General features: G+C 39.1%; 20 protein-coding genes and 2 pseudogenes. 12 read left to right on the plus strand and 10 right to left on the minus strand.

Annotated elements, in window-relative coordinates:
- Positions 1 to 51: 51 nt before the first annotated feature.
- From phoU to MBUR_RS03860, 5 genes are read right to left on the minus strand one after another with little or no spacing between them, the layout of a single operon-like run.
- Positions 52 to 702 (minus strand): phosphate signaling complex protein PhoU, encoded by a 651-nt coding sequence (phoU, locus tag MBUR_RS03840; protein WP_011498865.1) that lies wholly within the window; start codon positions 700 to 702, stop codon positions 52 to 54.
- A 4-nt stretch (positions 703 to 706) separates the two neighbouring features.
- Positions 707 to 1,474, minus strand: coding sequence for a phosphate ABC transporter ATP-binding protein PstB (pstB, locus tag MBUR_RS03845; RefSeq protein ID WP_011498866.1), 768 nt, complete (start codon positions 1,472 to 1,474; stop codon positions 707 to 709).
- 22 nt (positions 1,475 to 1,496) lie between these two features.
- Positions 1,497 to 2,357 (minus strand): phosphate ABC transporter permease PstA, encoded by an 861-nt coding sequence (gene pstA / locus MBUR_RS03850; protein ID WP_011498867.1) that lies wholly within the window; start codon positions 2,355 to 2,357, stop codon positions 1,497 to 1,499.
- Positions 2,354 to 3,247: a phosphate ABC transporter permease subunit PstC gene (gene pstC, locus MBUR_RS03855; RefSeq protein ID WP_011498868.1), complete on the minus strand. Its 894-nt coding sequence runs from the start codon at positions 3,245 to 3,247 to the stop codon at positions 2,354 to 2,356. Before pstC ends, pstA begins: the two co-directional genes overlap by 4 nt.
- 35 nt (positions 3,248 to 3,282) lie before the next feature.
- Positions 3,283 to 4,140, minus strand: a complete 858-nt coding sequence (locus MBUR_RS03860) for a PstS family phosphate ABC transporter substrate-binding protein (protein WP_011498869.1) — start codon at positions 4,138 to 4,140, stop codon at positions 3,283 to 3,285.
- Positions 4,141 to 4,367: 227 nt separating this feature from the next.
- On the opposite strand from MBUR_RS03860, the gene MBUR_RS03865 reads away from it, so the two are divergent.
- The 3 genes from MBUR_RS03865 to MBUR_RS03875 all read left to right on the plus strand — a co-directional run bounded on the left by MBUR_RS03865 (position 4,368) and on the right by MBUR_RS03875 (position 8,370).
- A complete protein-coding gene (locus MBUR_RS03865) occupies positions 4,368 to 4,613 on the plus strand; it encodes a hypothetical protein (protein ID WP_157196643.1) in 246 nt (81 codons plus the stop codon).
- A 206-nt stretch (positions 4,614 to 4,819) separates the two neighbouring features.
- Positions 4,820 to 6,604 carry an AAA family ATPase gene (locus MBUR_RS03870; RefSeq protein WP_011498870.1) on the plus strand — a complete coding sequence of 595 codons (1,785 nt, stop codon included), beginning with the start codon at positions 4,820 to 4,822 and terminating at the stop codon, positions 6,602 to 6,604.
- A 2-nt stretch (positions 6,605 to 6,606) separates the two neighbouring features.
- Entirely contained in the window at positions 6,607 to 8,370 is a 1,764-nt protein-coding gene (locus MBUR_RS03875; protein WP_011498871.1) for an ATP-dependent helicase, read from the plus strand.
- Positions 8,371 to 8,559: 189 nt separating this feature from the next.
- Here MBUR_RS03875 and MBUR_RS03880 read toward each other — a convergent pair whose 3' ends face one another.
- On the minus strand, positions 8,560 to 9,132 hold the full coding sequence (locus tag MBUR_RS03880) for an acetate uptake transporter (RefSeq protein WP_011498872.1): 573 nt from the start codon (positions 9,130 to 9,132) through the stop codon (positions 8,560 to 8,562).
- A 170-nt stretch (positions 9,133 to 9,302) separates the two neighbouring features.
- Between MBUR_RS03880 and MBUR_RS03885 the strand changes: the two genes are divergently transcribed.
- The 3 genes from MBUR_RS03885 (at position 9,303) to MBUR_RS03895 (ending at position 12,846) form a co-directional block, all read left to right on the plus strand.
- Positions 9,303 to 10,244, plus strand: a complete 942-nt coding sequence (locus MBUR_RS03885) for an IS5-like element ISMbu1 family transposase (protein ID WP_011498552.1) — start codon at positions 9,303 to 9,305, stop codon at positions 10,242 to 10,244.
- A 258-nt stretch (positions 10,245 to 10,502) separates the two neighbouring features.
- Positions 10,503 to 11,870, plus strand: a complete 1,368-nt coding sequence (locus MBUR_RS03890; protein WP_011498873.1) for a dihydroorotase — start codon at positions 10,503 to 10,505, stop codon at positions 11,868 to 11,870.
- A 70-nt stretch (positions 11,871 to 11,940) separates the two neighbouring features.
- On the plus strand, positions 11,941 to 12,846 hold the full coding sequence (locus MBUR_RS03895) for an RAD55 family ATPase (protein ID WP_011498874.1): 906 nt from the start codon (positions 11,941 to 11,943) through the stop codon (positions 12,844 to 12,846).
- Here the strand turns inward: MBUR_RS03895 and MBUR_RS03900 are convergent.
- Complete coding sequence (locus MBUR_RS03900; protein WP_198003793.1) at positions 12,823 to 13,449, minus strand: DUF1614 domain-containing protein; 627 nt, start codon at positions 13,447 to 13,449, stop codon at positions 12,823 to 12,825. The two genes, MBUR_RS03895 and MBUR_RS03900, sit on opposite strands and share 24 nt — an antisense overlap.
- A 714-nt stretch (positions 13,450 to 14,163) precedes the next feature.
- On the opposite strand from MBUR_RS03900, the gene MBUR_RS03905 reads away from it, so the two are divergent.
- A complete protein-coding gene (locus MBUR_RS03905; RefSeq protein WP_048063224.1) occupies positions 14,164 to 14,343 on the plus strand; it encodes a hypothetical protein in 180 nt (59 codons plus the stop codon).
- A gap of 202 nt (positions 14,344 to 14,545) precedes the next feature.
- Here the strand turns inward: MBUR_RS03905 and MBUR_RS03910 are convergent, their stop codons facing one another.
- From MBUR_RS03910 to iorA, 3 genes are read right to left on the minus strand one after another with little or no spacing between them, the layout of a single operon-like run.
- Positions 14,546 to 15,862 (minus strand): phenylacetate--CoA ligase family protein, encoded by a 1,317-nt coding sequence (locus MBUR_RS03910; protein ID WP_011498876.1) that lies wholly within the window; start codon positions 15,860 to 15,862, stop codon positions 14,546 to 14,548.
- Positions 15,863 to 15,896: 34 nt separating this feature from the next.
- Positions 15,897 to 16,496 carry an indolepyruvate oxidoreductase subunit beta gene (locus tag MBUR_RS03915; RefSeq protein ID WP_011498877.1) on the minus strand — a complete coding sequence of 200 codons (600 nt, stop codon included), beginning with the start codon at positions 16,494 to 16,496 and terminating at the stop codon, positions 15,897 to 15,899.
- Positions 16,493 to 18,379: an indolepyruvate ferredoxin oxidoreductase subunit alpha gene (gene iorA, locus MBUR_RS03920; RefSeq protein ID WP_011498878.1), complete on the minus strand. Its 1,887-nt coding sequence runs from the start codon at positions 18,377 to 18,379 to the stop codon at positions 16,493 to 16,495. The genes MBUR_RS03915 and iorA overlap by 4 nt, the downstream gene beginning before the upstream one ends.
- Positions 18,380 to 18,600: 221 nt before the next feature.
- On the opposite strand from iorA, the gene MBUR_RS03925 reads away from it, so the two are divergent.
- The 5 genes and pseudogenes from MBUR_RS03925 (at position 18,601) to MBUR_RS03945 (ending at position 24,656) form a co-directional block, all read left to right on the plus strand.
- A complete protein-coding gene (locus MBUR_RS03925; RefSeq protein ID WP_232222109.1) occupies positions 18,601 to 18,948 on the plus strand; it encodes a hypothetical protein in 348 nt (115 codons plus the stop codon).
- Positions 18,949 to 19,338: 390 nt separating this feature from the next.
- A pseudogene (locus tag MBUR_RS14720) lies at positions 19,339 to 19,515 on the plus strand (IS5/IS1182 family transposase); the annotation flags it as partial.
- 1,374 nt (positions 19,516 to 20,889) lie between these two features.
- Positions 20,890 to 22,620, plus strand: coding sequence for a group II intron reverse transcriptase/maturase (gene ltrA / locus MBUR_RS03935; RefSeq protein ID WP_011498880.1), 1,731 nt, complete (start codon positions 20,890 to 20,892; stop codon positions 22,618 to 22,620).
- A 72-nt stretch (positions 22,621 to 22,692) separates the two neighbouring features.
- Positions 22,693 to 23,065 (plus strand): annotated as a pseudogene (locus tag MBUR_RS13360) (transposase); the annotation flags it as partial.
- Positions 23,066 to 23,165: 100 nt separating this feature from the next.
- On the plus strand, positions 23,166 to 24,656 hold the full coding sequence (locus MBUR_RS03945) for a small ribosomal subunit Rsm22 family protein (RefSeq protein WP_011498881.1): 1,491 nt from the start codon (positions 23,166 to 23,168) through the stop codon (positions 24,654 to 24,656).
- Positions 24,657 to 24,796 lie beyond the last annotated feature (140 nt).

Genomic DNA, 24,796 nt, shown 5'->3' on the forward strand with positions numbered 1-24,796 from the left:
AAAAGAAAAAAATGATGTCGATAAGGCTCATTGAACCTTATGTACATTTTTTTAATTCAGGTTGACCCTCTGGTTAGTTGCAATATAAACAACTCCCTCACAGATATTGCATGCATGGTCAGCAATGCGTTCCAGATATCTGAGAACAAAGATAAGATCGACAGCATTCGGGATCAGGGCCGCATCCTCTATCATCAGGTTCACCAGTTTTTGCCAGGTGGAATAGAACAATCTGTCAACTTGACTATCTTCTTCAGCAGTAGCCCTTGCAAGCTCAGCATCATTTTCAGCATAGGCTTTCATTGAATTTTCCATCATCATTTGTGTGATAGATGCAATCGTGTTAATCTCTGCCAATGGTATGACATGTTCGCCTTCGATCTTACTGACGAGTTCTGCTATATTCACTGCAAAATCGCTCATTCTTTCAAGGTCGATGGCTATCTTGTAGGAAGCGGTTATCAAACGAAGGTCCTTTGCCATTGGTTGCTGTAAGGCCAGCAAGTGCACGGTAGCTTTCTCGACATCATATTCAAGATCATCAACAATGGAATCCATCTCAATGACATTCTTTGCAAGTTCAAGGTCAAGATATTCCAATGCCTGTATAGAATTCACCAGCATTTTTTGGGATATATCTCCCATCTCCTGAATTTCCGACCTGAGATCCTCAAGTCGCTGACTAAATTTTACTCTGACCATGGTATCAACCGAATCTTCCTGTTATGTAATCCTCGGTGCTCTTCATCTGCGGATCTTCAAATATGTGCTTTGTCTTTCCAAACTCGATAATTTCTCCATGCAGGAAGAACGCTGTATGGTCGGAAATACGTGCTGCTTGTTGCATATTGTGTGTCACAATGACAATGGTGTAATCCTTTTTAAGTTCAAGAATAAGATCCTCTATCTTGGATGTGGATATGGGATCAAGAGCACTGCATGGTTCGTCGAACAGTAATATTTCAGGCTTGACTGCAAGTGTTCTTGCAATGCACAACCTTTGCTGTTGTCCGCCACTAAGCGAAAATGCCTGATCTCCAAGCCTGTCCTGTACCTCTCCCATAAGGGCAGCATCATCGAGTGCTTTGTGTACCCTTTCTTCGGTCTCTGACTTAGAACAACCATGTATCTTCGGACCATAGGCGATATTATCATAGATGGACATTGGGAAAGGGTTTGGTTTCTGGAAGACCATCCCGACATTTTTCCTCAGGTCAACGACATCCACATCCTTATCATAGATGTTCTCACCATCAACAAGTACTTCTCCTTCTATGCTGCATGATTTTACCAGATCGTTCATACGGTTCAGGCATCTGAGGAAAGTGGATTTTCCACAGCCTGAAGGACCTATCAAAGCAGTAACGCTTTTTTCCGGTATGTCAAGTGAAATATCTTTGAGTGCGTGTTTTTCACCATACCAGAGATTGAGATCTTTAATATTGATATTCGTATTAATTTCATTTTTAGACATAAGATAATCCTCGAATTCTCTTTTACCTGTTCAATTTGTTCCGGTAATGTCTTCTTATCACAACTGCGATGCTGTTCATCATAACAACTATCAAGAGCAGTATCAATGCTGTTCCATACTGTATCGGACGTGTTTGCGTGATACTCGTACCTGAGGTTGCCAGCACGAAAAGATGGTATGGCAATGCCATGAACTGGGAGAATACTGAATCCGGTATCCTTGGCAGGAAGTATGCTGCTCCTGTAAGCAGTATGGGTGCTGTTTCACCTGCAACCCTGCCGACACTCAGGATTATGCCTGTCATCATTCCGGGGATCGCTGCAGGAAGTATGACCTTTCTTGTTGTCTGCCATTTAGTGACGCCAAGGGCCAGGGAAGCTTCCCTGTATTCCTGTGGTACTGTCATCAATGCTTCCTTGCTTGCACGGATTATCACGGGTACTATTAGCAAAGCCAATGTAAGGGAGGCTGACAGGAGCGAAGCTCCAAATCCAAAGTACTTGACGAACAATGCCAGTCCGAAAAGACCGAACACTACGGATGGTGTACCTGCAAGGTTATTGATCGCCATCTCAATTGCCCAGGAAGCACGTCCCGGAGTTGAATATTCATTAAGGTAAATTGCTGAGAGTATACCAAGGGGGATAGCAAAGGCCATTGAAAGTCCTATAAGCATCAGACTTCCCATTATAGCCGGATAAATGCCTCCCTGGGTCATTCTTTTCATCGGCATCTGGGTTATGAAATCAAGGCTGAGTGCACTGTATCCGTTGACAGTGATGTAGATCACAATGATCGATACGAAAGCGAGTACAAGTGCCATGGAGAGCCTTAGCGTAGCAAATGCCAGCTTCTCGGATGTCTTTGGTCTTAAGAACATCATACTCCCTCCTGAAGTCTGTATTTCTTCTTTACGCTGTCAGCGATAAGATTGATGATGAATGTTATTAGGAAAAGTACTGCGCCTACTGCGAACAGGGCATGGAAATGTTCACTTCCCTGTGGAACTTCTCCCATTTCAAGGGCAATGGTCGCGGTCATGGTCCTTACCGGATCAAAAAGACCTTCGGGAATTCCGGGTATGATCGCAGTATTTCCTGTGACCATCATGACGGTCATGGTCTCACCGATAGCTCTTCCGATACCAAGCATAACGGCTGCAGATATTCCTGATAGTGCTGCCGGTAATACTACCCTGTATATGGTCTGCCATTTGGTACTTCCAAGGGCAAGGGAACCTTCCTTGAGTGCAGTGGGAACTGAATTAATGGCATCCTCTGACACTGATATAATTGTAGGCAATGCCATCATTCCAAGCATGATAGAACCTGCCAGTGCGGTCTGTCCCGTGGGAAGATCTAACAGGTCCTGTAATAATGGAACTACTACGATAAGTCCGAAAAAACCATAAACAACAGAAGGTATGCCTGCGAGGATCTCAACAAATGGTTTGATCAATTGTGCTATTTTGGGGTCTGCAAGTTCTGATATATAGATAGCAGAAGCAATTCCAAGAGGCACTGAAAGGACAATGGCGCCAGCTGTTACGATCAATGATCCTGTCAACAGAGGCAACAATCCGAATTTTGCCGGTGATGATGATGGATACCAGGAAGTTTCGGTTAAGAACGAAATGATGGAATAATCACCGAACAAAAGATATCCTTCTCTAAAAAGGAAAAAACAAAGAAGGAATAGGGCTACAACTGTAATTCCACTTACCATTAAGAGCGTGGATTCAATTGCTTTTTCCTTCTTTTTTCTATGCATCATGATCTATCCCTGATCCTTAGAGGGTATTAAAAAAGTTAAGCAGGGAAGTACCCTACTTCAAAGATAGTTTCTTCTCCGGTCTCGCTGGAGATGAACTCAATGAACTCAAGTGCAAGGCCTGTTGGTTCACCGTTGGTGTAGAAGTAAAGTGGTCTTGCAAGCGGGTACGTACCTGCGAGAATGTTCTCGGAGGTTGGTTCCTCAGCACCGCTGCCATTGTCCACTGCAAGTGCTTTTGTAGTACCATCAAGGTAAGCAACACCGACATAACCGATAGCGTTCTGGTTCTGTGATACGGTCTGGATGATCGCTCCGGTTGATGGAGTGATAAGTGCATCAGCCCTGTATTCGTTGCCTTCCAGTACTTCATCTTTGAAGTATTCGTAAGTACCGGAACTGCTGTCGCGTGAAAGGACTACTATTTCACGGTCTTCGCCACCGACCTCATTCCAGTTGGATACGTCTCCCACATAGATCGCTTTGATCTGCTCGAATGTCATTTCAGATACTGGGTTTTCCGGGTTCACTACAACAGAGATACCATCCCATGCAATTGTCTGCTCAACAGGATCGATGCCATTTGCCTGTGCATTCTCGATCTCTGATCCTTTCATTTCTCTTGATGTCATTGCGATGTCTATCTCGCCATCAATGAGTGCTGCGATTCCTACACCGGACCCTCCTCCGATGATGGATACACTCGTGTCAGGGTATTCCATCATGAATACTTCAGCTTCAGCCTGTGCAAGTGGAAGAACTGTATCTGATCCCTTGATCATAATCGACTGCATTTCTGCTTCACTACCGTCATTACCAACACAACCTGCTCCGAAAAGAGCAAGTGAAGTGACCAGCAAGAGCGTGATAATATATGAGATTGATTTTTTGGACATTTTAAACCTTCTTGAACCTATCCTTTTTGCCTGGTGGACCAGTCCTATAAAGGTGCAAGTGAGTTGAAATGCATATATAGTCTCTCAGTATATTATATAGTGAAGTACATATAGCATTATAGAATCAATAGTCCTATATATTCTATATATTTTCACTCATGATGTGTTAATTAAATGACATTGTGAAATAAATAAATGAGAAGAGTTAAGTATAGAAAGTCATACCAATGTCTGAAGAACAAAAGATGTTCTTTATTTTAGAGGAAGTGAAAATTATGTGCAATGAAAACTGTCCATGTTGGGGGAAAAACATTACTCATCCGAGAATATGCCCGATCTGCGATTATATTTTTAAGGGAAATGGTTGGGATGGAATCGATGCTCACTATAAAGCGAGACATGAAAAAGAGACTGGTGAATTATATAAGGATTGGTGGGCACGAATTTGTAGTGACCATAAAGCGAAAAGGTGAGCTATAGTCAAAATAATAGAAATGTATATATTATTGTGTATAGTAATGTCGCAAGATCTTAGTTTTATTTTAATTAATTCAAACCGAGCAAAAAAATATTTATATTAATTTCTAGCTTGAGATGAAGTCAATGTACACTCTCGTAAAGCTCAAAGATACCTTCGAAATGGTGAAATTTGCATATAATATGACAAGGGAGTAAAAACATGAGTATTTTAATAAAAACCGTTCGTATTGCAGGCTTCAGAGGATTGGAAAATATTGAAGTCGAACTTGAGCAAACCACGATTTTGACAGGCATGAACAATACGGGAAAAACTTCCTTTCTCAAGGCTTTGCAATTGGCATTGGGCAATCGTCAATTTGTCTCACAGGATGATTTTTTTATTAAGGGTGATTTTGTATCTAAAGAAATAATTGTAGACCTATTGATTGTTCCAATTAATGGTGATGGTGACGAGCGTGATGACTTTTCCCCAGATTGGGAAACTTTGTTCACGATTGAAAGAGTACGCAATGATGATGCTGGCAGGTCTTTCGTTCCACTTAGAACAGTCATTACTTTTGATGAGGTAAATAACAATTATAAGACTCAGCAATTTATTCTAAAATTCTGGCCTGAACTGATAAAGAAATTTGATGTTCCCGGCAGTGAACAAAAAGATATTAATTGGTATGAGGTTAAAGATATTGGTGATAGCAGTAAGTCTAATTTTCACTTTGATGAAATTCCGTTTTTTTATATGGATGCACAGAGAGATATTTTAGAGGATATTAAATTAAGATTTTCTAATCTTGGCAAGATGTTATCAAAAATTAAATATTCCGATGATGACATTAATGAAATTGAATCCCAAATTAAAACACTGAATGAAAAAGCTGTAAGCAGCAGTCCAATTTTATCCATTCTTAAAACAAATCTAAAAGAACTGGATACTGCAATGGATTCTCATGGTGAAGGGATTGAAATTACACCTTTTACTAAAAAGATTAGAGATTTAAATAAAGGTTTAACGATTTATTATAACGATCAAAACGAATCATTTCCTATGGAAAATCATGGCATGGGAACAAGAAGTTGGTCATCTTTGTTGGCATTGAAGGCATTTGTTTTTCTACTTTCTAACAATGCAATGGAAAAGGGAACTAAATTTTTTCCTATTCTTACGATTGAGGAACCTGAAGCACATTTACACCCAAATGCACAAAAAAAACTTTATGAGCAGATTGATTCCATAGTAGGCCAAAAAATCATTTCAACACATTCGCCTTCTATTACCTCAGCAGCTAGGTTAAGCCAAATCCGTAACTTTTATAAAAATGAAAAAGTGACGTGTGGCAAGATTGAAACTGATAAACTAGAACCTGAAGATATTAGACAAATAAATCGTCAAGTTACCAATACAAGAGGAGAAATATTTTTCTCAAAGGTACTTGTCTTTGTTGAAGGTGAAACTGAAGAACAGGCACTCCCAATTTTTGCAGAAAAATATTTTAAAAAATCCCCTGTTGAAATAGGACTAGATTTTATTGGTGTAGGTGGCCATCCAAAATATCTACCATTTTTACGTTTTGCAGAGGCATTAAATATTCCTTGGCTTATTTTAAGTGATGCAGAACTTTCTACAAAAGAAAGTGTTCTTTCACAATTTTCGAAGTGTAGTTCTAAAAAGAGTGATATCAATTGTGTCGTTTTCCTTGATGATGGAAATGATTTTGAAAAACAGCTTATCGCTGATAATTTTAGTGTTGAGATTAAAAGTGCCATTTCTTCTTCATGTAATTATATGAATGGACAACATAAAAAAGCAAAAGAAAAAGAAATCGAAAAGTATGATGACAAAAAGTTGTATACGATCATAATGGGTAGTAAAACACAATATGGTCCTGTTATTGCTGAAAAGATAATACAAACCGATAAAGATTTACCTCCTAAAGTAATTAATCTATTTAGGAAGATAGATGCTATTTTAAAAAGGAAGGAGATATAAGCATGACACCCCGAGTTGAATTGTCAAAAAAGCAGGAAGAAATTGTCTTTGCTGAAAATGGTGCCATCTACGTTAAAGCTAGTGCTGGGAGTGGAAAAACACGTGTTTTAACTGAAAGGGTACGATATCTATTAGATAAAACCAATAAAAAAGTACTTGCTCTGACATTTACTAACAAGGCGGGGGAAGAGATTAAGGAACGATTAAGCGACATATCAGAAATAGACAATCGTGTTTTTGTGGGGACTTTTCATAGTTTTTGTCAATCTATACTGGAAAACCATGGTAATTTGATTGGTCGGGCGCAAATGCCGCATATTTTTGAAGATGAATCAGACAGGTTAGAATTGGTTGAACAGGCGATTATGCAAACCCCTTCATATGCAGAAATATACAAAAATAAATCTAAACAAAATCAGATTGATTATCGATATAGTGTATTAAGTTTTATCTCAAAAGTTAAACGAGAATTAATCTCTGACAGTGAACTTGGACAACATACAACTGATGATAATCTAGTTTTGATTTATCATAACTATCGGGAGATTTTGGATAATCAAAATGCCATCGATTTCGATGATCTTTTGTTTCTTGCGCATAACTTGCTGGTTAATTATCCCAAAACAGCTGCTTTGTACCGCAGGAGTTTTTTTGCGATTTGCATAGATGAAGCACAGGACTTGAATAATGCCCAATATCAACTTTTACTTGCTTTGGTTAATGGTGAATTTAATAATATCATAATGGTAGGCGATTCGAATCAATCAATTTACAACTTTAATGGTTCATCTCCGAAATATATGGATGAACAGTTTGTACATGATTTTGACCCCGTTGCTGTTATAAAATTGAATGAAAATTATCGTTCATCAAAAGAAGTATTATTAGCTGCAAAAAAAATAATTCCGGATGAATCTGATATTTCAGAAACAGTTAAGGAAGGCATTTTTAAAATACATTGTCTGAAAAATGAACACGATGAAGCCCAGTGGGTTGTTGATAAGATAAATGAACTACTTACTGCAAAAACACATGATGATATTGAAGGTGAAATTACCCTTGAAAAAATAGCAGTTCTTGCAAGAAATAAATATATCTTTAATCAATTAGAAAATCTCTTAACAGAGAACAATCTTCCTTTTTACTACAAAATGACTCCAGGAATGATTCGTTTTGAGTCTGATTTAATGAAAATATTTGATCTTTCATTAAGAGTAAGGTTAAACCCATTGGACGATTTACATAAGCAAAGGTTGCTAAATTATCTAAATATAAAAAATTCCGAAAATATGAACTTGGAAAGTATGATTCCATTAGTGCCAGATGAGTTGGTTCAAAATCTTATCTTACTAGTTACGGAATTACATGATGATGGAAGTAACATAAAGCAGAAATTGGAAAGTTTCAGAGATACGCTGACTGTCAATGATGAAAACGAAAAGAATATGATTTTCAATGACATTACAGAAATATTAAACCATTGGCATAATTATGCTAAGAAAACAGATAACAAATCATTGCATCAATTTAAAAATGCTATGGCTTTAGGAAAAACTCATCCACTAACACAACATAGCGGTATCACACTAAGTACCGTGCATACAATGAAAGGACAGGAGTTTGATATTGTCTTTATTATCGGCATGGATGATGAGACATTTCCTGATTATCGTGCTGTTCGAAGCGGGGGTATCGAGCTGATACAAGAAAAAAATAATTTATATGTTGCTTTTACCCGAGCAAAGCGCTTTTTATATGTAACCTAGCCACAAGAGAGGATGATGCCTTGGGGTAGCTCTAAAACTAGAGTAATCTCTCGTTTTTTAAGTAATTTCTCATTCAGTTAAGTCCATCTCAAAAGTGACTTTAAAATCCCTTTTCCTTTTTTGTTTGCTTTGTAACTTTGAATTCCATCAAGCAAAACTACCAGATGGTAAAGCAAATACAAAATCTTATTATTCACCTATTGGTAAGATCGTTCTACCGAACTTTTCATTTATTATTTCAGCCAGTGCCAGGTATATTGCACTAAGGCCACAAAAGATCCCTTCGTAGCCAGCGAATTGCTTCAATGCTGCATTTCCTGTGAGATCGGATATGGCCAGCAATAGGAATAGCAATGTTAATGATCCGAAGACGACTTGCAAGGCCCTGTTAGCTTTGAAAGTACCTATGAACATCCCGAAGGTGAACAATCCCCACATGAACAGATATGCTGACATTTCGATTGCGCCTGGAGTGTCTCCCATGCCCAATTTTGGTGCGATTAGTATGAACACTAACGTGAGCCAGAATGCTCCATATGACGTGAATGCTGTTGTCCCAAAAGTATTACCATTTTTCCATTCCATGAGCCCTGCTATAATTTGAGCAATACCTCCATAAAATAGGCCCATGGCTAAGATCGTTACTCCCAGTCCAAAGAATCCAGCATTATGCAAATTAAGTAACACCGTGGTCATTCCAAACCCCATTAATCCCAATGGTGCCGGATTTGCTGTCGTGATCTTGGTCACACTTTCATCCATCTCATAATTCCCCCATATTAATTATCATGTCACTTACAATAAAGTTTATGGGTAATGTGGATATAATCATTCTCAATAATTAGTGCTTGAATTTTGAATTATTAATGAGAATTCCGATAAACCTCGGAAACAGACGCAATATTTATAATATATTACAATAATTTTGTATTATGTCCTTAACAAACTTTGCTTTTAAAGAAGAGTACAAACGTCTTGAAAATCTCGGTGACAAGCTCTCTGAAATTGAATCTCTCATCGATTGGAAACCATTTCGTCCAATTATAGCAGAGATGTATATCAATAAAACAGAGTTCGGTGGCAGACCAAACGTTGATGAAATCGTCATGCTCAAAATGTTAGTATTGCAACAATGGCATGGACTATCTGACCCTGAACTTGAAAGACAAGCTACTGACAGAATTTCCTTTAGGAAATTCTTGGGCTTTCCTGCAAAAATTCCAGATCATACTACTGTTTGGGCATTTAGAGAACGAATTGCTCAATCAGGAAAAGAAGATGAAATCTGGAATGAAATGCAAAGACAACTTGATAAGAAAGGTTTGAGGATCAAACAAGGTATGATTCAGGATGCAACATTTATACATGCTGATCCAGGACATGCAAATCTTGATACTCCTCGTGGAAATGAAGCAAAGACCAGAAGATGTAAGGACGGTACATGGACAAAAAAGGCATCTAAGTCACATTTTGGATATAAACTACATACCATTGAAGATACCGAATATGATCTGATAAGGAGATATAGGACAACTACTGCCTCAGTTCATGATAGTCAGGTGGATCTTTCTGAAGAAGGCGAAGTTGTTTACAGAGATAGAGGTTACTTTGGTGCAATTTCAAAAGGATATGATGCAACTATGCAAAGGGGCGTGCGAGGTCATCCTATTGGTATTAGGGATAAGATGAGAAACAAAAGAATAAGCAGGAAAAGAGCAAAGGGAGAAAGACCTTATGCTGTTATCAAAAATGTGTTTACGTCAGGATTTGTAAGAGTAACAACGTTGGCAAGAGTAAATGTCAAAATGGCGATTACAGCATTCAGCTATAATCTCTATCAATTGAGGACAATAAGAAGAAAATCATTAGGATGAATAGCGGTAGCTATTCAAAAAAGTTGGAAAGTATATAAATAGATACTAGCAAACTGCTGGAAATAGAGAGAAAAGCTCAAAATTTTAGCTGGAAAAATTTGCTTTGAAAAAAATCAGCAGTTAATCGCAATTCTCTAATATGTGATCAATTGGATGCCTTCATCAAAAATGGACAATCTTATAACTCATAAACATCTAAATTCAGATATCTTTTCACACATCATATATTATCCAAACTAACATCGGAGATCCAAAACCATGACCGATATCCTCATCACAAACACAAAGGTCTTCTACAACAATATTCTGCAGCCCGGTGAAATTCAGATCAATGACGGAAAAATCCAACGGATAGCAAAGAATATCACTTCAGCAGACCCGGACCTTCTTATCGATGCGAAGGGAGCATTAACTATTCCTGGGGGTATCGATGTACATGTGCATTTCAGGGAGCCTGGAATGATAAAAAAAGAGGACTGGTACACAGGGTCATGTTCAGCGGCTGCTGGTGGTACTACTACTGTTGTCGAGCATCCGAACACCATTCCACCTACCATTGACAAATCATCCTTCAAAGAAAAACTTAAACTCGCAAACCGCAAATCGATAATTGATTTCGGCATCAATGGTGGTGTAACAAAGAACCTTGAGTCACTTTCCCTTCTTTGGGAATTGGGAGTCACATCGTTTGGTGAGATATTCATGGCCGAGTCCACAGGCGGGCTGAATATAGATGAGAAGGACTTTTCAGAAGCTCTTGGGATAATCAAGGAACTTGATGCTGTCGCCTGTATCCATGCAGAGGATGAGAACATCCGCCTTGAGAATGAGAAATTGTTAAAACATGATCTTTCTCCCAATTCACATTCCAGGATACGCTCGAATCTGTGTGAGGGAATTGCTGTCCAGAATGCGCTTGAGACCATCGCAGAAAAGGGAACAAGGTCACACTTTTGTCACATCAGTACACTTGATGCATTGGGTCTGATACGCAAAGAGGCATATGTGGCTCAAAATGAAGGACGTGAGAGCAAAGTCACCTGTGAGACGGCACCACACCACCTTTTCCTTTCCACAAGGGACTGGGACAGGCTTGGTACTTTTGGGAAGATGAACCCTCCACTGCGTGATCGCAGGAACGTAAAAGCGCTGATGAATGCCATAAATGATGGAACTGTTAATGCGATAGCTTCCGATCATGCACCGCATTCCGAATTTGATAAGGACCTTGACATCAGAAGCGCACCCTCCGGTGTGCCAGGTGTGGAGACACTTATGCCACTTATGCTCATGGCCGTCAAGAAGAACCTGCTTCCAATTGGCAGGATGATAGAGGTAACAAGCCGAAATCCTGCTCGTATCTTTGGTCTTGATACAAAGCATTCAAAGGGCGTATTTGCTGAAGGGTATGATGCTGATCTGATCATTGTGGATACACACACAGCTACCCCCATAAAAGCAGACAAGCTTCACAGTAAAGCCGGGTGGACCCCATTTGAGAACATGGATGCTATATTCCCCAAAATGACCATTTCAAAGGGTGAGGTTATCTGGGATGGTGAACTCATTGCCGAAAAGGGACGTGGAAGTTTCCTTGAAGGTTGTGGATGTCTTGAGGATGAATGATGAACATAAACTTTATATCTATGAACACGAAGAGGTAAATCCTTAAGTAGCTAGTGGACAATTTAATATTATGGCGCGAAATAAGTTCCCTGTTCACACGACATTAAGTTCTGAAGCTGTTAAGATACTCGAAAGGTATGAAAAGGAACTTGGAGCCAAGAATCTTGTTCTTGAAAAAGCTTTGTTGTCACTTGATAGTACCAAGTTTAAATCCAAGATCGATATAAATAATATTGATAAAGTAATCAAGAGGGTAAGCACAGGCGTAGCTGGACTCGATGACATGCTTGAAGGTGGCGTTCCAAAAGGTTCCTCCGTAATCGTCACAGGCCCACCCGGCACAGGCAAAACAACTCTTTGTATGCAATTTTTAATGGAAGGCGTAAAAGCTGATGAAAAGTGTCTTTTCTTTTCTTTTGAAGAACGCATTCCACAACTTATCCAGCATTTCATGCGATTTGGATGGGACCTTGGAAGTCATATCGATGATGGTTATCTTGAGATCTTCGGAATGTCCATGCTTACTTTTGAAGAGATCGGCGAGATAATCGAGACCTACAAACCACAAAGGATAGTTTTCGATTCACTAAATGTTTTTACCGATCCAGAAGAGTTCCGTAAATCCATTTCCTGGCGTTCTTTGCATAAACTTCTCAAAAAGTTGAACATAACCACATTCCTTGTTACTGAAAAGGAAAATGGTATGGAAAAAAAGGTATATGACAAATATGATTTTGTAGGCGATGGAATCATTTTCCTGGACAAGATGCAGATAAACGAAGTCGAACCAACTTTAACACCTGTTCTTGCAGTCCAGAAAATGAGAGCTACAAAAGTTGATACAACGCCTCAGCCATTCCGATTTACAGATAAAGGGATTTCAAAATATAGAACTGTTAACCTCATGGCAAACAAACTTCAGGAAAGAATGGATGTGGCTCGCAGTTCTTCCTCAGAGGAACCACGATACCAGTGAAGCCAGGATCGCTGTAACATATATTGCCTTGAACGTTCCAACTCCGCCAACGTCAATTAAGGCACTTCCCTTTTTTTCTCTGTCAACCATCAAAAGAGTGACCATGCTTCCTAAAAGTATCCCGCCAATACCAGAGATGAATATAACGGATGCTAAGTTATCAGGAGAGAATATCAGTGCAAAAGGAATCGCAAGTATGCCTATAAAATCAGGCACAACAACACCGATACCATTTCTAAAATCAGATAAGAAGATCACTGCGAGCATCATTATCAACATCAATTCAATTCCAACAAAATCAGCCTGGAATACTATCAGAAATATCAATACAAAGAAAGGTATGATAAATCCGCCTAAGTTCAAGGAGACCACCGTGTTAAAAGCTTGTTTACTGCTGTAGGAAAGCTCTTTTACAAGTGGGACTGAAAACAACTCTTCCAGGATAAGTGCATCCCTATCAAGCGATTGGACCTTCTTTGTTTTAATGGAGCTTACCGGAATGTCTATATTAGCAGTAACAAGCATCATTACCAGAATTAAAAACAATGGTAAAGAGGTTATTATGCTCAAAGATAGTTCCTGTTGATAGCATAGTACCGCCATAGGCAAAAGCATAAAGCCAAATAGCAAAAACATGCGTATTTCCGAATTATTTATATGGCCTCTCATTTATTCTCTTTTATAATTAGCACTTTTTTAGTTCTTAAGTATTTCTAAAGAATATTCAATTAAGAGACTGATGGATGTAAGTTCACCTTAAACTTCAATTTACTTAAAGATCAGTTCAATTGTTCATAAAAAATCAGCACAAATCTCTATTTCTGGATATCTTGATTCTATTTCCATGAGACCTTCATCGATTATTTTGTCCATAATATCATAGTTATTAAACTGATTGATGTTTGCAATGATCGTATTTCCTCTTACTGATTTAATCCCCTCTAACTGAATCAGAAAAGATCCATAGAGAAAATAAATATTGTATATATTTTACATAGTTATATATAAAGTAAGTGCGAATACTATATATTCTGCAACTGTATATTATCAAATGTAACCCAAGAACAGAGCAAAATAAAGTAAAAATTCAAAAAAAGAAAAGCTGATGAATAATATTCAAATCACAAAAAACAGCATCTTGTGGAAAACGGCTTAGGTAGATAATTATCAGTGATCAGAGGACATGTTAGGAACGATCTGAATGCTGAAGAGCTTGACATTTATAGGTTCATGCTAGGCGGCCTCCTAGCCAAATAAGTACAGAAATCAGAAAGCAATAAATGTTGGTATGGTGCAAAAATTATTGGAGGGGAATATATGGTAAATGAAGAAAAACTGCGATGTCGAAATTGCAACACGGAGCTTGAGAGACAAATGATAGGATTGAACACATTTTACTGTTGCAGGGAATGTCTGAGCATGATATCGATCAGGGAAATGTTTAAGGCCAAACTGGGCATGATGAAAGCGATCGATACAATGGAAGCAAGTTCGTGAAGTTAATGCCAAACTGCTGTCCTTTTTGCATGCATCATAGAAGAGCGTGCAAGAGAGGGGAAGGGGTATTAATATGAATGATATCTCAGAGCTGCTTGCAAAGAGTATTATGTAAGGATTTTATCCCTCATTGTTTATTTTGAATTCTGAATATGACAACTCCCTACAACGATCCTGCGTTTGGATAAAGAATGGTGTCACCTCACATTTCCCTGTTATCAAGAACCCTCTTGCTCTTTTTCTCACTGCGGGGAAGCCCCCCCATCTTGACGCATTCCACATCTACACTGATACCTATAAAGTCCCTGAAGGCTTTCTTTAATAACCCTGCTCGGTTTCTGTTGTTCCCAAGGTCATCTGCACCATCTATCTCGACCCTGAATAACATTGAATCCCTGCCCTGTTTTCTTTCAAGAACGATCTGGTACTCACTGCTGACACCTTCAACCTTCTGTATAACATCTTCGATCTGTCCCGGATAGACGTTTACACCTTTGATCTTTATCCTGTCATCGGTACGTCCTAACAAACGGTCTATGCGTGGGAAGAGACAGCCACATTTGCAGGGTTCGGGGATGATTCGTGTAAGGTCTCTCGTCCTGTAGCGTATGAGGGGGGCACCTTCCTTTGTCAGGGTTGTTATGACAAGCTCCCCAAGAGTGCCATCGGGCAATTTCTCTTCTGTGACGGGGTCGATGATCTCAAATAGCAGATGGTCTGACCAGTAGTGAAGTCCGTCATGAATGTAGCAATCTATGCCAATGCCGGGTCCATATATCTCAGTGAGACCGAATATATCAAAGGTCTCAATTCCAAGCTCTTGCTCGATACGTTTTCTCATCTTAGGACTCCAGCGTTCGGAACCGATGATACCGATCTTCAGATCGATATTTTTCTTCAACCCCCTTTTATTGATCTCCTCTGCAAGGAGGAGGGCGTAGGATGATGTGCTGGCAAGGGCTGTGGATCTGAGATCGAGCAGCATCTGTAACTGTTTTTCTGTGTTTCCTGGTCCTGTCGGAATTGCCATTGCTCCGAGAAGCTCGGCACCTGCCTGAAAACCGATACCTGCGGTCCAAAGTCCATATCCGGGTGTGATCTGTATCCTGTCATTTTTGGTAAGACCTGCCATCTGGTAGCAGCGCATCATCATATTTGCCCATATATCAACATCCCTCTGTGTATATGGAATGATGACGGGACTGCCGGTTGTTCCTGATGATGAATGTATCCTTATAATATCTTCATCGGGAACAGCCTGAAGACCCAGTGGATAGGCATCCCGCAATTCCTCTTTAGTTGTTAACGGAAGCCTTGAAATATCGTCCAGGGTCTTGATAGCATCGACATCTATTCCAGCTGCTTCGAACTTTCTCTGATAAAAGGAACTTCCCAACACAACTCTTTTGAGAAGCTGTTTGAGCTTAACAGTTTGCTCTTCTTTATCAAACCTGGAGTATTCATCACCAAAGTCAGAAGCAGTTTTTTTAAGATCATTTTTCGCACAAATCTTGCACATTTATATCACCTCTGGAATATCAGATATCAATAGTCTATTGTTCAGGTTTCTTTATACTGGAGACCCTTTCGAAAGCCATGTCAAAAGCCCTCCTGTTCACATCCCTGTACTTTTCAGGCACCATCTTCTCAAGTACATTCCATAGATCATCCGGAGTGAATGGAAGTAGGTCCGTACCAGCAACTGCTGCCAGCATCGCAACATTTGCTGCCCGGTAGGTTCCTGCCTGTTTTGCAAGTTGTGTGAAATCGAAAGATATGATCTCCTGACAGTTAGCTTTCAGAAATTCGAGCACCTGTTCAGGATCGTATTTGACAGATCCGTTTACAGATGGCATTACAGCATGCTCATTTACAATAATGCTGCCACCATTGCCCAGAAAATGGAGGTTCCTTGCAGTTTCCGCAGGCTCAAGTCCGATAATGAGATCAGCATTTCCTGAGGGGATAAGTGAGCCACATACCTCGTCCCCTATTCTTACGTGACTGGTAACTGATCCTTCTCTCTGGGCCATGCCTATTGTCTCAGCGGTGGTGACATGAAAGCTAGCATTCATGGCAGCAGTCGCAAGAAGTCGGGAGGCAAGTACAACGCCCTGTCCGCCTACACCTGCGATGATTATATCGAATTTCATTGTAGATCCTCCTTCAGAACAATAGCATCAGATGGACAGATCTGTGCACACAAACTGCAACCTGTGCAGTTGTCTTGTATGACCGGAGGTTTGTTGGATGGCGAGAATATGGCAGGACATCCAAGTTGAGTGACACAGACCCTGCAACGTGTGCATTTATTCTCATCTATCACATATTGCCCGGCTCCTTTTGTGATGCCTACGCATTTTCCTTTGAATACGACAGCAGAAGGGCCTTCAAAATCCATGGCTCTTTTTGCGGTGTCTATGCATTCACCAAGGTCATTGACATCTATGGTCTCGACAAGGTCAACTCCACAGCTTTTGAGGACCTCGGCAATATCGATGATCTTTGTGGAAACGCCTGTGGCTGTCAGGCCAATGCCCGGATGAGGTTGATGACCTGTCATAGCAGTGGTCCTATTGTCAAGGACTGCAATGGTGATGTCAGCATTGTTGTACACTGCACTTATAACGGCAGCTACCCCGGAATGGAAAAACGTGGAGTCACCGATAAATGCCACCTGTTTTGCTTTTTTGTCTTCTTGATAATGATGTGTATGGGATAGCCCTGCTGCTATGCTTATCCCTGCTCCCATGCAAAGACATGTATCCACCATGTTGAGAGGTTTGGCATTTCCAAGACTGTAACATCCGATGTCTCCTGAAAATATGGTATTGATCTTTTCGGTTTTTAATTTCCCAGCTACTTTTTTGAATGCGTAAAAGACTGTTCTGTGCATGCAACCTGCACATAATGTCGGTGGTCTTACGGGAAGTGAAGGTATCTTTTCTTTATCGACCACAGGAGATGAGTGGTGAAGGACAGAAATGTCTGTATTGATGGTTTTAAGTGAGCTGTTGATCCCATCGATCACTACATCAACATTATATTCTCCACTTATTGAGAAATGACCGTTCTTCTTTCCATGTACGTTCGTATCGAGATGATGCTTGCCTATCAATTGCAGGAACTGCTCCTCAAGGTATGGGTCAAGCTCTTCGATAACGATGAGGTCTTTGATATGGGTCAGGAAATCAAGGGCTGCTTTTTCAGGGAAAGGATAAACTGTACCAATCTTGAAAAGAGAGAAGGTTGCAGAGCTATCCTTCGTAGCTTCTTTTGCGTACAGATAGGAAACACCAGAGGCTACAATACCGATCTTGCTGCTTCCTTTTGATATTAAGTTAAATGAGCTCTCTGTGAAATATTCTGAAAAGCGGTCTGACAGCCTTATCTGAAGTTCTTCGAGCCAGGGGTGTCTTTGAGCCGTCAGTTCCGGGAATATTATCCAGCGAGGATCCTTTACAAAACCTTCGATGTTACGGGAGACCGGGTCTATATCTTCGATCATCACATCAGCACAGCCATGGGATAAACGTGTCGTTGTCCTGAGTATCACAGGTATCTCCATCTCATGTGATAGCTTGAAGGCCAGCTTTGTCATATCATAAGCTTCCTGGGGTGTGGACGGGTCCAGGACAGGAATATTTGCAAAGTGTCCAAAGGACCTCGTATCCTGTTCTGTCTGGGAGGAATGGGGTCCGGGATCATCGGAGACAAGGATGACAAGTGACCCTTTGATACCTATGTAGGAAAGGCTCATGAGGGGGTCAGATGCTACATTAAGTCCCACCTGTTTCATGGTTACCATGGTATTGGCACCTGAATAAGCAGCTCCAACCGCCGTTTCAAGAGCCACTTTTTCGTTGGTAGCCCATTCGGCATATATGCCATATTTTTTTGCATGGGAGATGATGGTCTCCATCACCTCGGTCGAAGGTGTACCCGGATAACCGCTTGTTATCTGAACACCGGCTTTCATTGCTCCAAAAGCGATCGCTTCGTTGCCCATTAATATACGTTTACTGGTCAATTTCATTCCTCTTAAATAGTGATGGGTATGAAAGATAATAATTCAGTAGATCCATAAATTGCACCTGAGACATTGCATATATTTATACATTGATGCGGTTTGATGAAGCGAATTGATTCGATATAAACGTTTTGTTTTTAAAAATTATTTTCAAGCGCGGGAACAGCATGAAAACTGATTTATGACATTGAACTCAATCAAATAAATGGTGTTCAAAATTGAAGAATGTGATTAACAAAAGTTTTGAGATAAATGATTATGCCATAAATGATTCACAAATAAATGGATTCTGGATGACATTGTTGGACAAAGAAACATTAACTACCGAAATAATATATAGTCCGGATAAGGATGGGTCATTTAATTCCGCTGAAACAAAAAGGATGATACATGAGATCACCAAAAAATGTGACAGTTTCAGGTCATTAATGCCAGAGAACATAAATTGTGAGGTTATCTTCAAAGACCTTGATGATCTGACATATGTTGCAGATGAAGGTAACTTTCAAGTAGAATACAATGAAATGGATGAGTTAAGGGTTGTTTACAGGTTCCACATTGAATATTACATTTGATCCTATCAAGTTTTATTTTTTGAAAAAACGATAGCTACGATCAAAACACAAGGCCGAAATATGAATCAAATAACTGGAAAATACGGAAAGCTATTGTTGATGATGCAAAGGTCTCAAAAGTTGTATGACTCTGGCTTACACAAAGTATTTGGATAGTCTCAAAGGTGATTATTTGCCATCTAGGACATTGATTACGAAGAGGAAATTTCGGCTCTGTAGAAATCCTCTTTTTTAACTTCAACTAAGCCACTTACTTTTATAATGAGAAGTCCCCTGTGATTGTTCTCCAACAAACTTCAAAAATTTGTTACTCGTAAGTATTCTGTTGTTTTGGATACCATATTTAAGAAAACACTTGACCGATTATATAAAAATAGAGACTCTATAGACATTACTGCAATTGATTCCACTGGGTTCACAAGTGGTTATTGTAGCAATTATTATTCCTGGCGAATTAAAAAGTGGAGGCGAAGTTATGTAAAGACCAGCATTTCGGTTGATGTTAGTAAATTTGTGATCACTGGTTACAAGATTTCTGGAAAACCAGTTCACGATGCAAAACATGCAAGTGCGACAAGAAGCTAAAACATGAATTGCGGCAACGCTATCCCTTCCATTTGGGATAATCCTACTATGATATGCGTCAATGGTAACGTTGGGGTGTAAAGCTCATAGGACAATGTGGAGAAATTCGGAAGTCTAATCTGAATCATCTGCTAGGATAAGGTGCGACAAGAAGTTATAACATGAATTGCGGCAACGCTATCCCTTCCATTTGGGTTAATCCTACTATGACACGCGCCAATGGTAACGTTGGGGTATGAAGCTCATAGGACAATGTGGAGAATCTCGAAAGTCTAATTCGAAACATCCACTAGGATAAGAACACTAAGAAGAAACGAAAGTTGAACCATTGTAAGAATCGTAAAGCAGAACAAGCGAAATTAGATTGATTACGCTTGAACCAAAAGGTACAGAATCCGACCATTATGGCTCTTATCACATTATGGGAAATGGACACATGATTTTCGGTTTATAGATGGCTTCTAAGGTCTTCGCAATTATTCATGTTATAGAACTTGGTAAGCCCTATATGTTCCCTTCGGGGTAGGAATCCTGCAAAGAATGACGATGACATAGAGGGTAGAGGAAAGGAGTAGAAAGCGAATGACAAACTGTAATGGTGTGTATAAGGGTTCAAAATTTGCCCTAATCCGAAAGGATGCAGACTTACTCTATGGTATCAAAACGTAAGAAGGAAGGTATGACCTATGAATGTAAGCTATTCAAATACATCAAAAGATGAAGCAAAAACACTGTTTAGTGGACATGCTGAACTTAACGATGAGAAACTTACAGACATGTAACACATGTTAATAGGCTACAAGTCAGGATTACGAAGGCAGTTATTGAAGAAAATTGGAATTTGCAATTAATTCCAAAAACAATAACTGTTGCCTGAAAAGGTTATGAGATGCTTGAGCTGTATGAAAGAAAACTTTCACGTACAGTTCTTAGGCGAGAAAGAGGGAGTAATCCCTCTGACTTAGCCGACAATACTAAGAAGAACGTAAAAGTGAACCATTGTAAGAATCGTGAATTGCAACAAGCGAAACTAGATTGATACGCTTGAACTAAAAAGGTATAGAATCAGACTATAATGGTTTTGCATACATTATAGGAAATGGACATATGATTCTCGGTTTATAGATGGCTTCTAAGGTATTCGCAATTATTCATGTTATAGAACTTGGTAAGCCCTATATGTTCCCTTCGGGGTAGGAATTCCGTAAGGAAGGACAATGACATAGAGGGTAAAGGAAAGGAGTAGAAAGCGAATGATAATTTGTAATGAATTATATAGGGGTTCAGAATTTGCCCTAATCCGAAAGGATGCAGACTTACTCTATGGTATCAAAACGTATGAATGAAGGTATAACTATGAATGTAAGAATTTCAAATACACCAAATAATGAAGCAGAAGCCCTTAGTGGTCATGCTGAATTAAATGGTGAGAAGCTTACAGATATGCTCAACTGGAATTTCATCAATTGGAGTTCCGTTGAATCACATGTTAATAGAATACAAGTCAGAATTACGAAAGCAGTTATTAACAAAAATTGGAATTTAGTAAAAAGACTAAGTTATTTGCTAACCCATTCTCACTATGCTAAACTGTTAGCTGTCAGAAAGGTTATTCGAAATAAGGGTAGAAGAACAGCAGGAATCGATGGAGAATTCTGGTCAACACCAGTTTCCAAAGTGAATGCGGCTCGAAGTCTATCTGATAAAAGATATAAGGCAAAACCATTAAAAAGAATCTTTATTGAGAAATATGGTTCTGATAAGAAGCGACCTTTAGGTATCCCGACCATGTACGATAGAGCTATGCAAGCATTATATGCATTAGCACTTGACCCCATTGCAGAAGTAACAGCAGATAAACGTTCTTTTGGATTCAGAAAATTCAGAAGTACACATGATGCTTGCAGTCAAATTTTTGGAACAATAAGCAAAAAGGATTCTGCACAATGTATACTGGAAGGCGATATTAAAGGTTGTTTCGACAACATCAGTCACCAATGGTTAATTGACAATATCCCAATGGATAAATCAATTCTTAAACAATTCCTCAAAGCAGGATTTGTTTATGAAAATTCTCTATTTCCAACGAAAGCAGGAACACCACAAGGCGGTATTATATCACCAATATTAGCCAACATGACCTTAGATGGAATTGAAGGTGTATTGGCTGACAAATATCATCGAGGTGTAAGCGGTAAAATAACAACTCGTCAACGTGCAAAACACAAAGTTAATTTTGTGCGATACGCAGATGATTTTATTGTTACTGCAAAGACTAAAGAAATAGCAGAAGAAGCAAAAGAATTGATTAAGAATTTCCTAACGGATAGAGGTTTAGAACTATCTGATGAAAAAACCCTTATTACTCACATCGATGATGGTTTTGACTTTTTAGGTTGGAATGTCAGAAAATACAAAGGAAAACTTCTCATAAAACCGTCTAAGAAATCTATCAAGAAAGTAACTGAAAAAATCAGTAATACTATCAAAGATGGAAAAACTTGGACACAAGAAGATTTAATCTCTAAACTTAACCCTATCATAACTGGATGGTCAAATTATCATCAAGGAGTGGCTTCCAAAGAAACATTCTCCTTAATTGATTTTAAGATATGGAATATACTTTGGAAATGGGCTAAGAGAAGACACCCCATGAAATCAAGAACTTGGATTGCACACAAATACTGGCATCCCAAAGGAACGAGGAAATGGGTATTTTCAACAATGAAAAACCAACTTAAATTAATGTCAGATAAAATGATAGTTCGAAACCCACAAATAAAACTGGATAAGAACCCTTACACTGACACCGAATACTTTGTTGAACGCAAGCTCAATCAAGGTTCTAAAAAGTTATCAGGAAAGTTTAAAACCGTATGGAAGAATCAAAAAGGCAAATGTCCGTTTTGTAATCTATTGATTGACATTAACAACGGTGGAGAGGAATGCCCTTTACATCATAAAAATGGAAATCATGACGATAATGGAATAACAAACTTAGTTTATGCACATGTATATTGTCATAGACAATATCATGCAAATAATCCAAAAATAACTGTTGCCCGACAAGGGTTAAGAGATGCTTGAGCTGTGTGAGGTGAAAGTCTCACGCACGGTTCTTAGGCGAGAAAGAGGGAGTAATCTCTCTGACTTAGCCGACAGACATTGCTATCACAATGTCATCACAATAGCAGATCAAGATATTATGTGATGGATAAAGCCTATGATTCTGAAAAAATACACGAATTGAAAACTTGGATCAATAGCAATTGTTCCATTGAGACAACGTGAACGAAAGCGAATCAAAGGAAGATATCGTAAGAAAATGTTACAGGAATTCGATAGTAAGATATACTCTATGCGAAATTTGAGTGAAACGATTTTCTCGGTTTTGAAAAAAAAGTATGGAGAAAACTTACGTGCAAGAAAGTATAGAAATCAAGTAAAAGAAGTGAAGTTCAAAGTAATATTGCACAATCTTGACAGATTTGTCAAAATTGTGTTTTTAGTTTGGATGAGGATTTCTACAGAGCCTATATTTGTTTTGCTTCTAAAAGAGAAGGTTCAATATAATAATTTTCAATTTTTCTCTAACAATGCTTTTATCATTTGGCATCGTTCCACTCCACAAGATGCCTGCTAATAAAGTACTCTCTGTCCTAAAATATGTCTCTCGTATGAAAAAGGAGTTCATGCTCTCTGAGCTTAAGAATCATGTTGAAGACGAAATGTCTATACAATCCATTTATAATGAGGTTTCATCATCTCTGTTCGACCTTAGGCTCAATGCTGTACCGATGGGAAATGATTTCAGAATAATAAGAGCTCCTGGGAAAGAAAACCTTGTGCTCAGTCCTGAAGATAAGGAACTGATGAGTTCATTTTTAAAGTTCAGTACGATGCCGAAGAAGCTTCAAAGGCTCATTGAACAGTATATCGGTGAGAAGACCTCTAAAGATTGGGATGATCCTATAGTCCTGGAGAAAATAAGATGGGCGATACAATCCCAAAAGGCCGGTTACTGGAAAGAGGGTAAGGCAAGGAAGATAAGTTATGAAAAAGGTTACAGTATCCTTGGTTACCTTGCTTATCAGTTCCCTGTCTATTTCATCCAGTTCCAGCATATCCTCTACAGCATGGAGCTTGATGGCCTGCTCAAGACGAGAATGAAAATAGTTGACTTCGGTACCGGTCCGGGAACCGTTCCTGCTGCAATAGCAGACCATTACATGCGATTGGAAAATGCAGAAGTCGATATCCACAGTGTGGAGCTCTATGATGAGAACATCGAAGCATATAAGCATATTGTCCCTGAATATGCAAAGGATGATCTGAATGTGAAGATCGAGGAGATCATTAAGGCAAATATTAAAGACCTTACAGCTGACGATCTTCCTGATAAAGTGGATATGATGGTTTTCTCGAACGTGCTCAATGAAATAAGTGAGCTATCACTCGATGAAAAGGCAGCTCTTCTTAAGGAATTATCTAAAAAGCTCGTTGATGATGGGAATATCGTTCTGATCGAACCTGCTGACAAAGCGAATTCTACAGAACTAAGAAGGCTGATGTTCGCTCTTAAAGGTTCAGGGCTTAATGTTTACAGTCCCTGCTCGTTCATTTGGTGTGCCGGATGCAAACCGGATGAATGCTGGAGCTTTGAGCAGAAAAATGATATCAATCCACCAGTTTTGATGAAGAAACTTGCAGATTGTGATGAGCCGTTCCGTTATTTGAACACTGATATCAAGTATTCCTACGTGATCCTCAGAAAGGACAGGCAGACACGTATCAAGTTCAAGGTGCCTCTAAAATCGAAATTTGCAAGGCTTTCAACGATCGATAAATTTGCAGCCAAACGCATAAATATCGTTTGTTCTCTGATGTCAGGTGATCTTGGGGACAATCAGTATAGTGTTTACAAAGTATGTGACGGCACTTCAAGAAAGCAGGTATATGTAATTTTACCATTCCATAATATGAATGTGGAAAATAATGCTATCAAAGAAGTGGAGTATGGCGGGATTATAAAGATATATGACGTCCTTGTTAAATATAATGAGGAAAAGGACTCGTATAATTTAATTCTTGGTAAGATGAGTGCTGTTGAAAAAGTGGAATGAGCTTCGAGCTGAAGCATTCACTTTTTATTTTATTATGGGACTGTGAAATCCGAGCTATTGACCTGAAGCTGTGTATATTGGTATATCAGGACTAAATGTTGTTTAGTTTTTAGTTCAATTAAATATATTCGCTCTTTTTT

The organism is Methanococcoides burtonii DSM 6242 (assembly GCF_000013725.1).
Classification (GTDB): domain Archaea; phylum Halobacteriota; class Methanosarcinia; order Methanosarcinales; family Methanosarcinaceae; genus Methanococcoides; species Methanococcoides burtonii.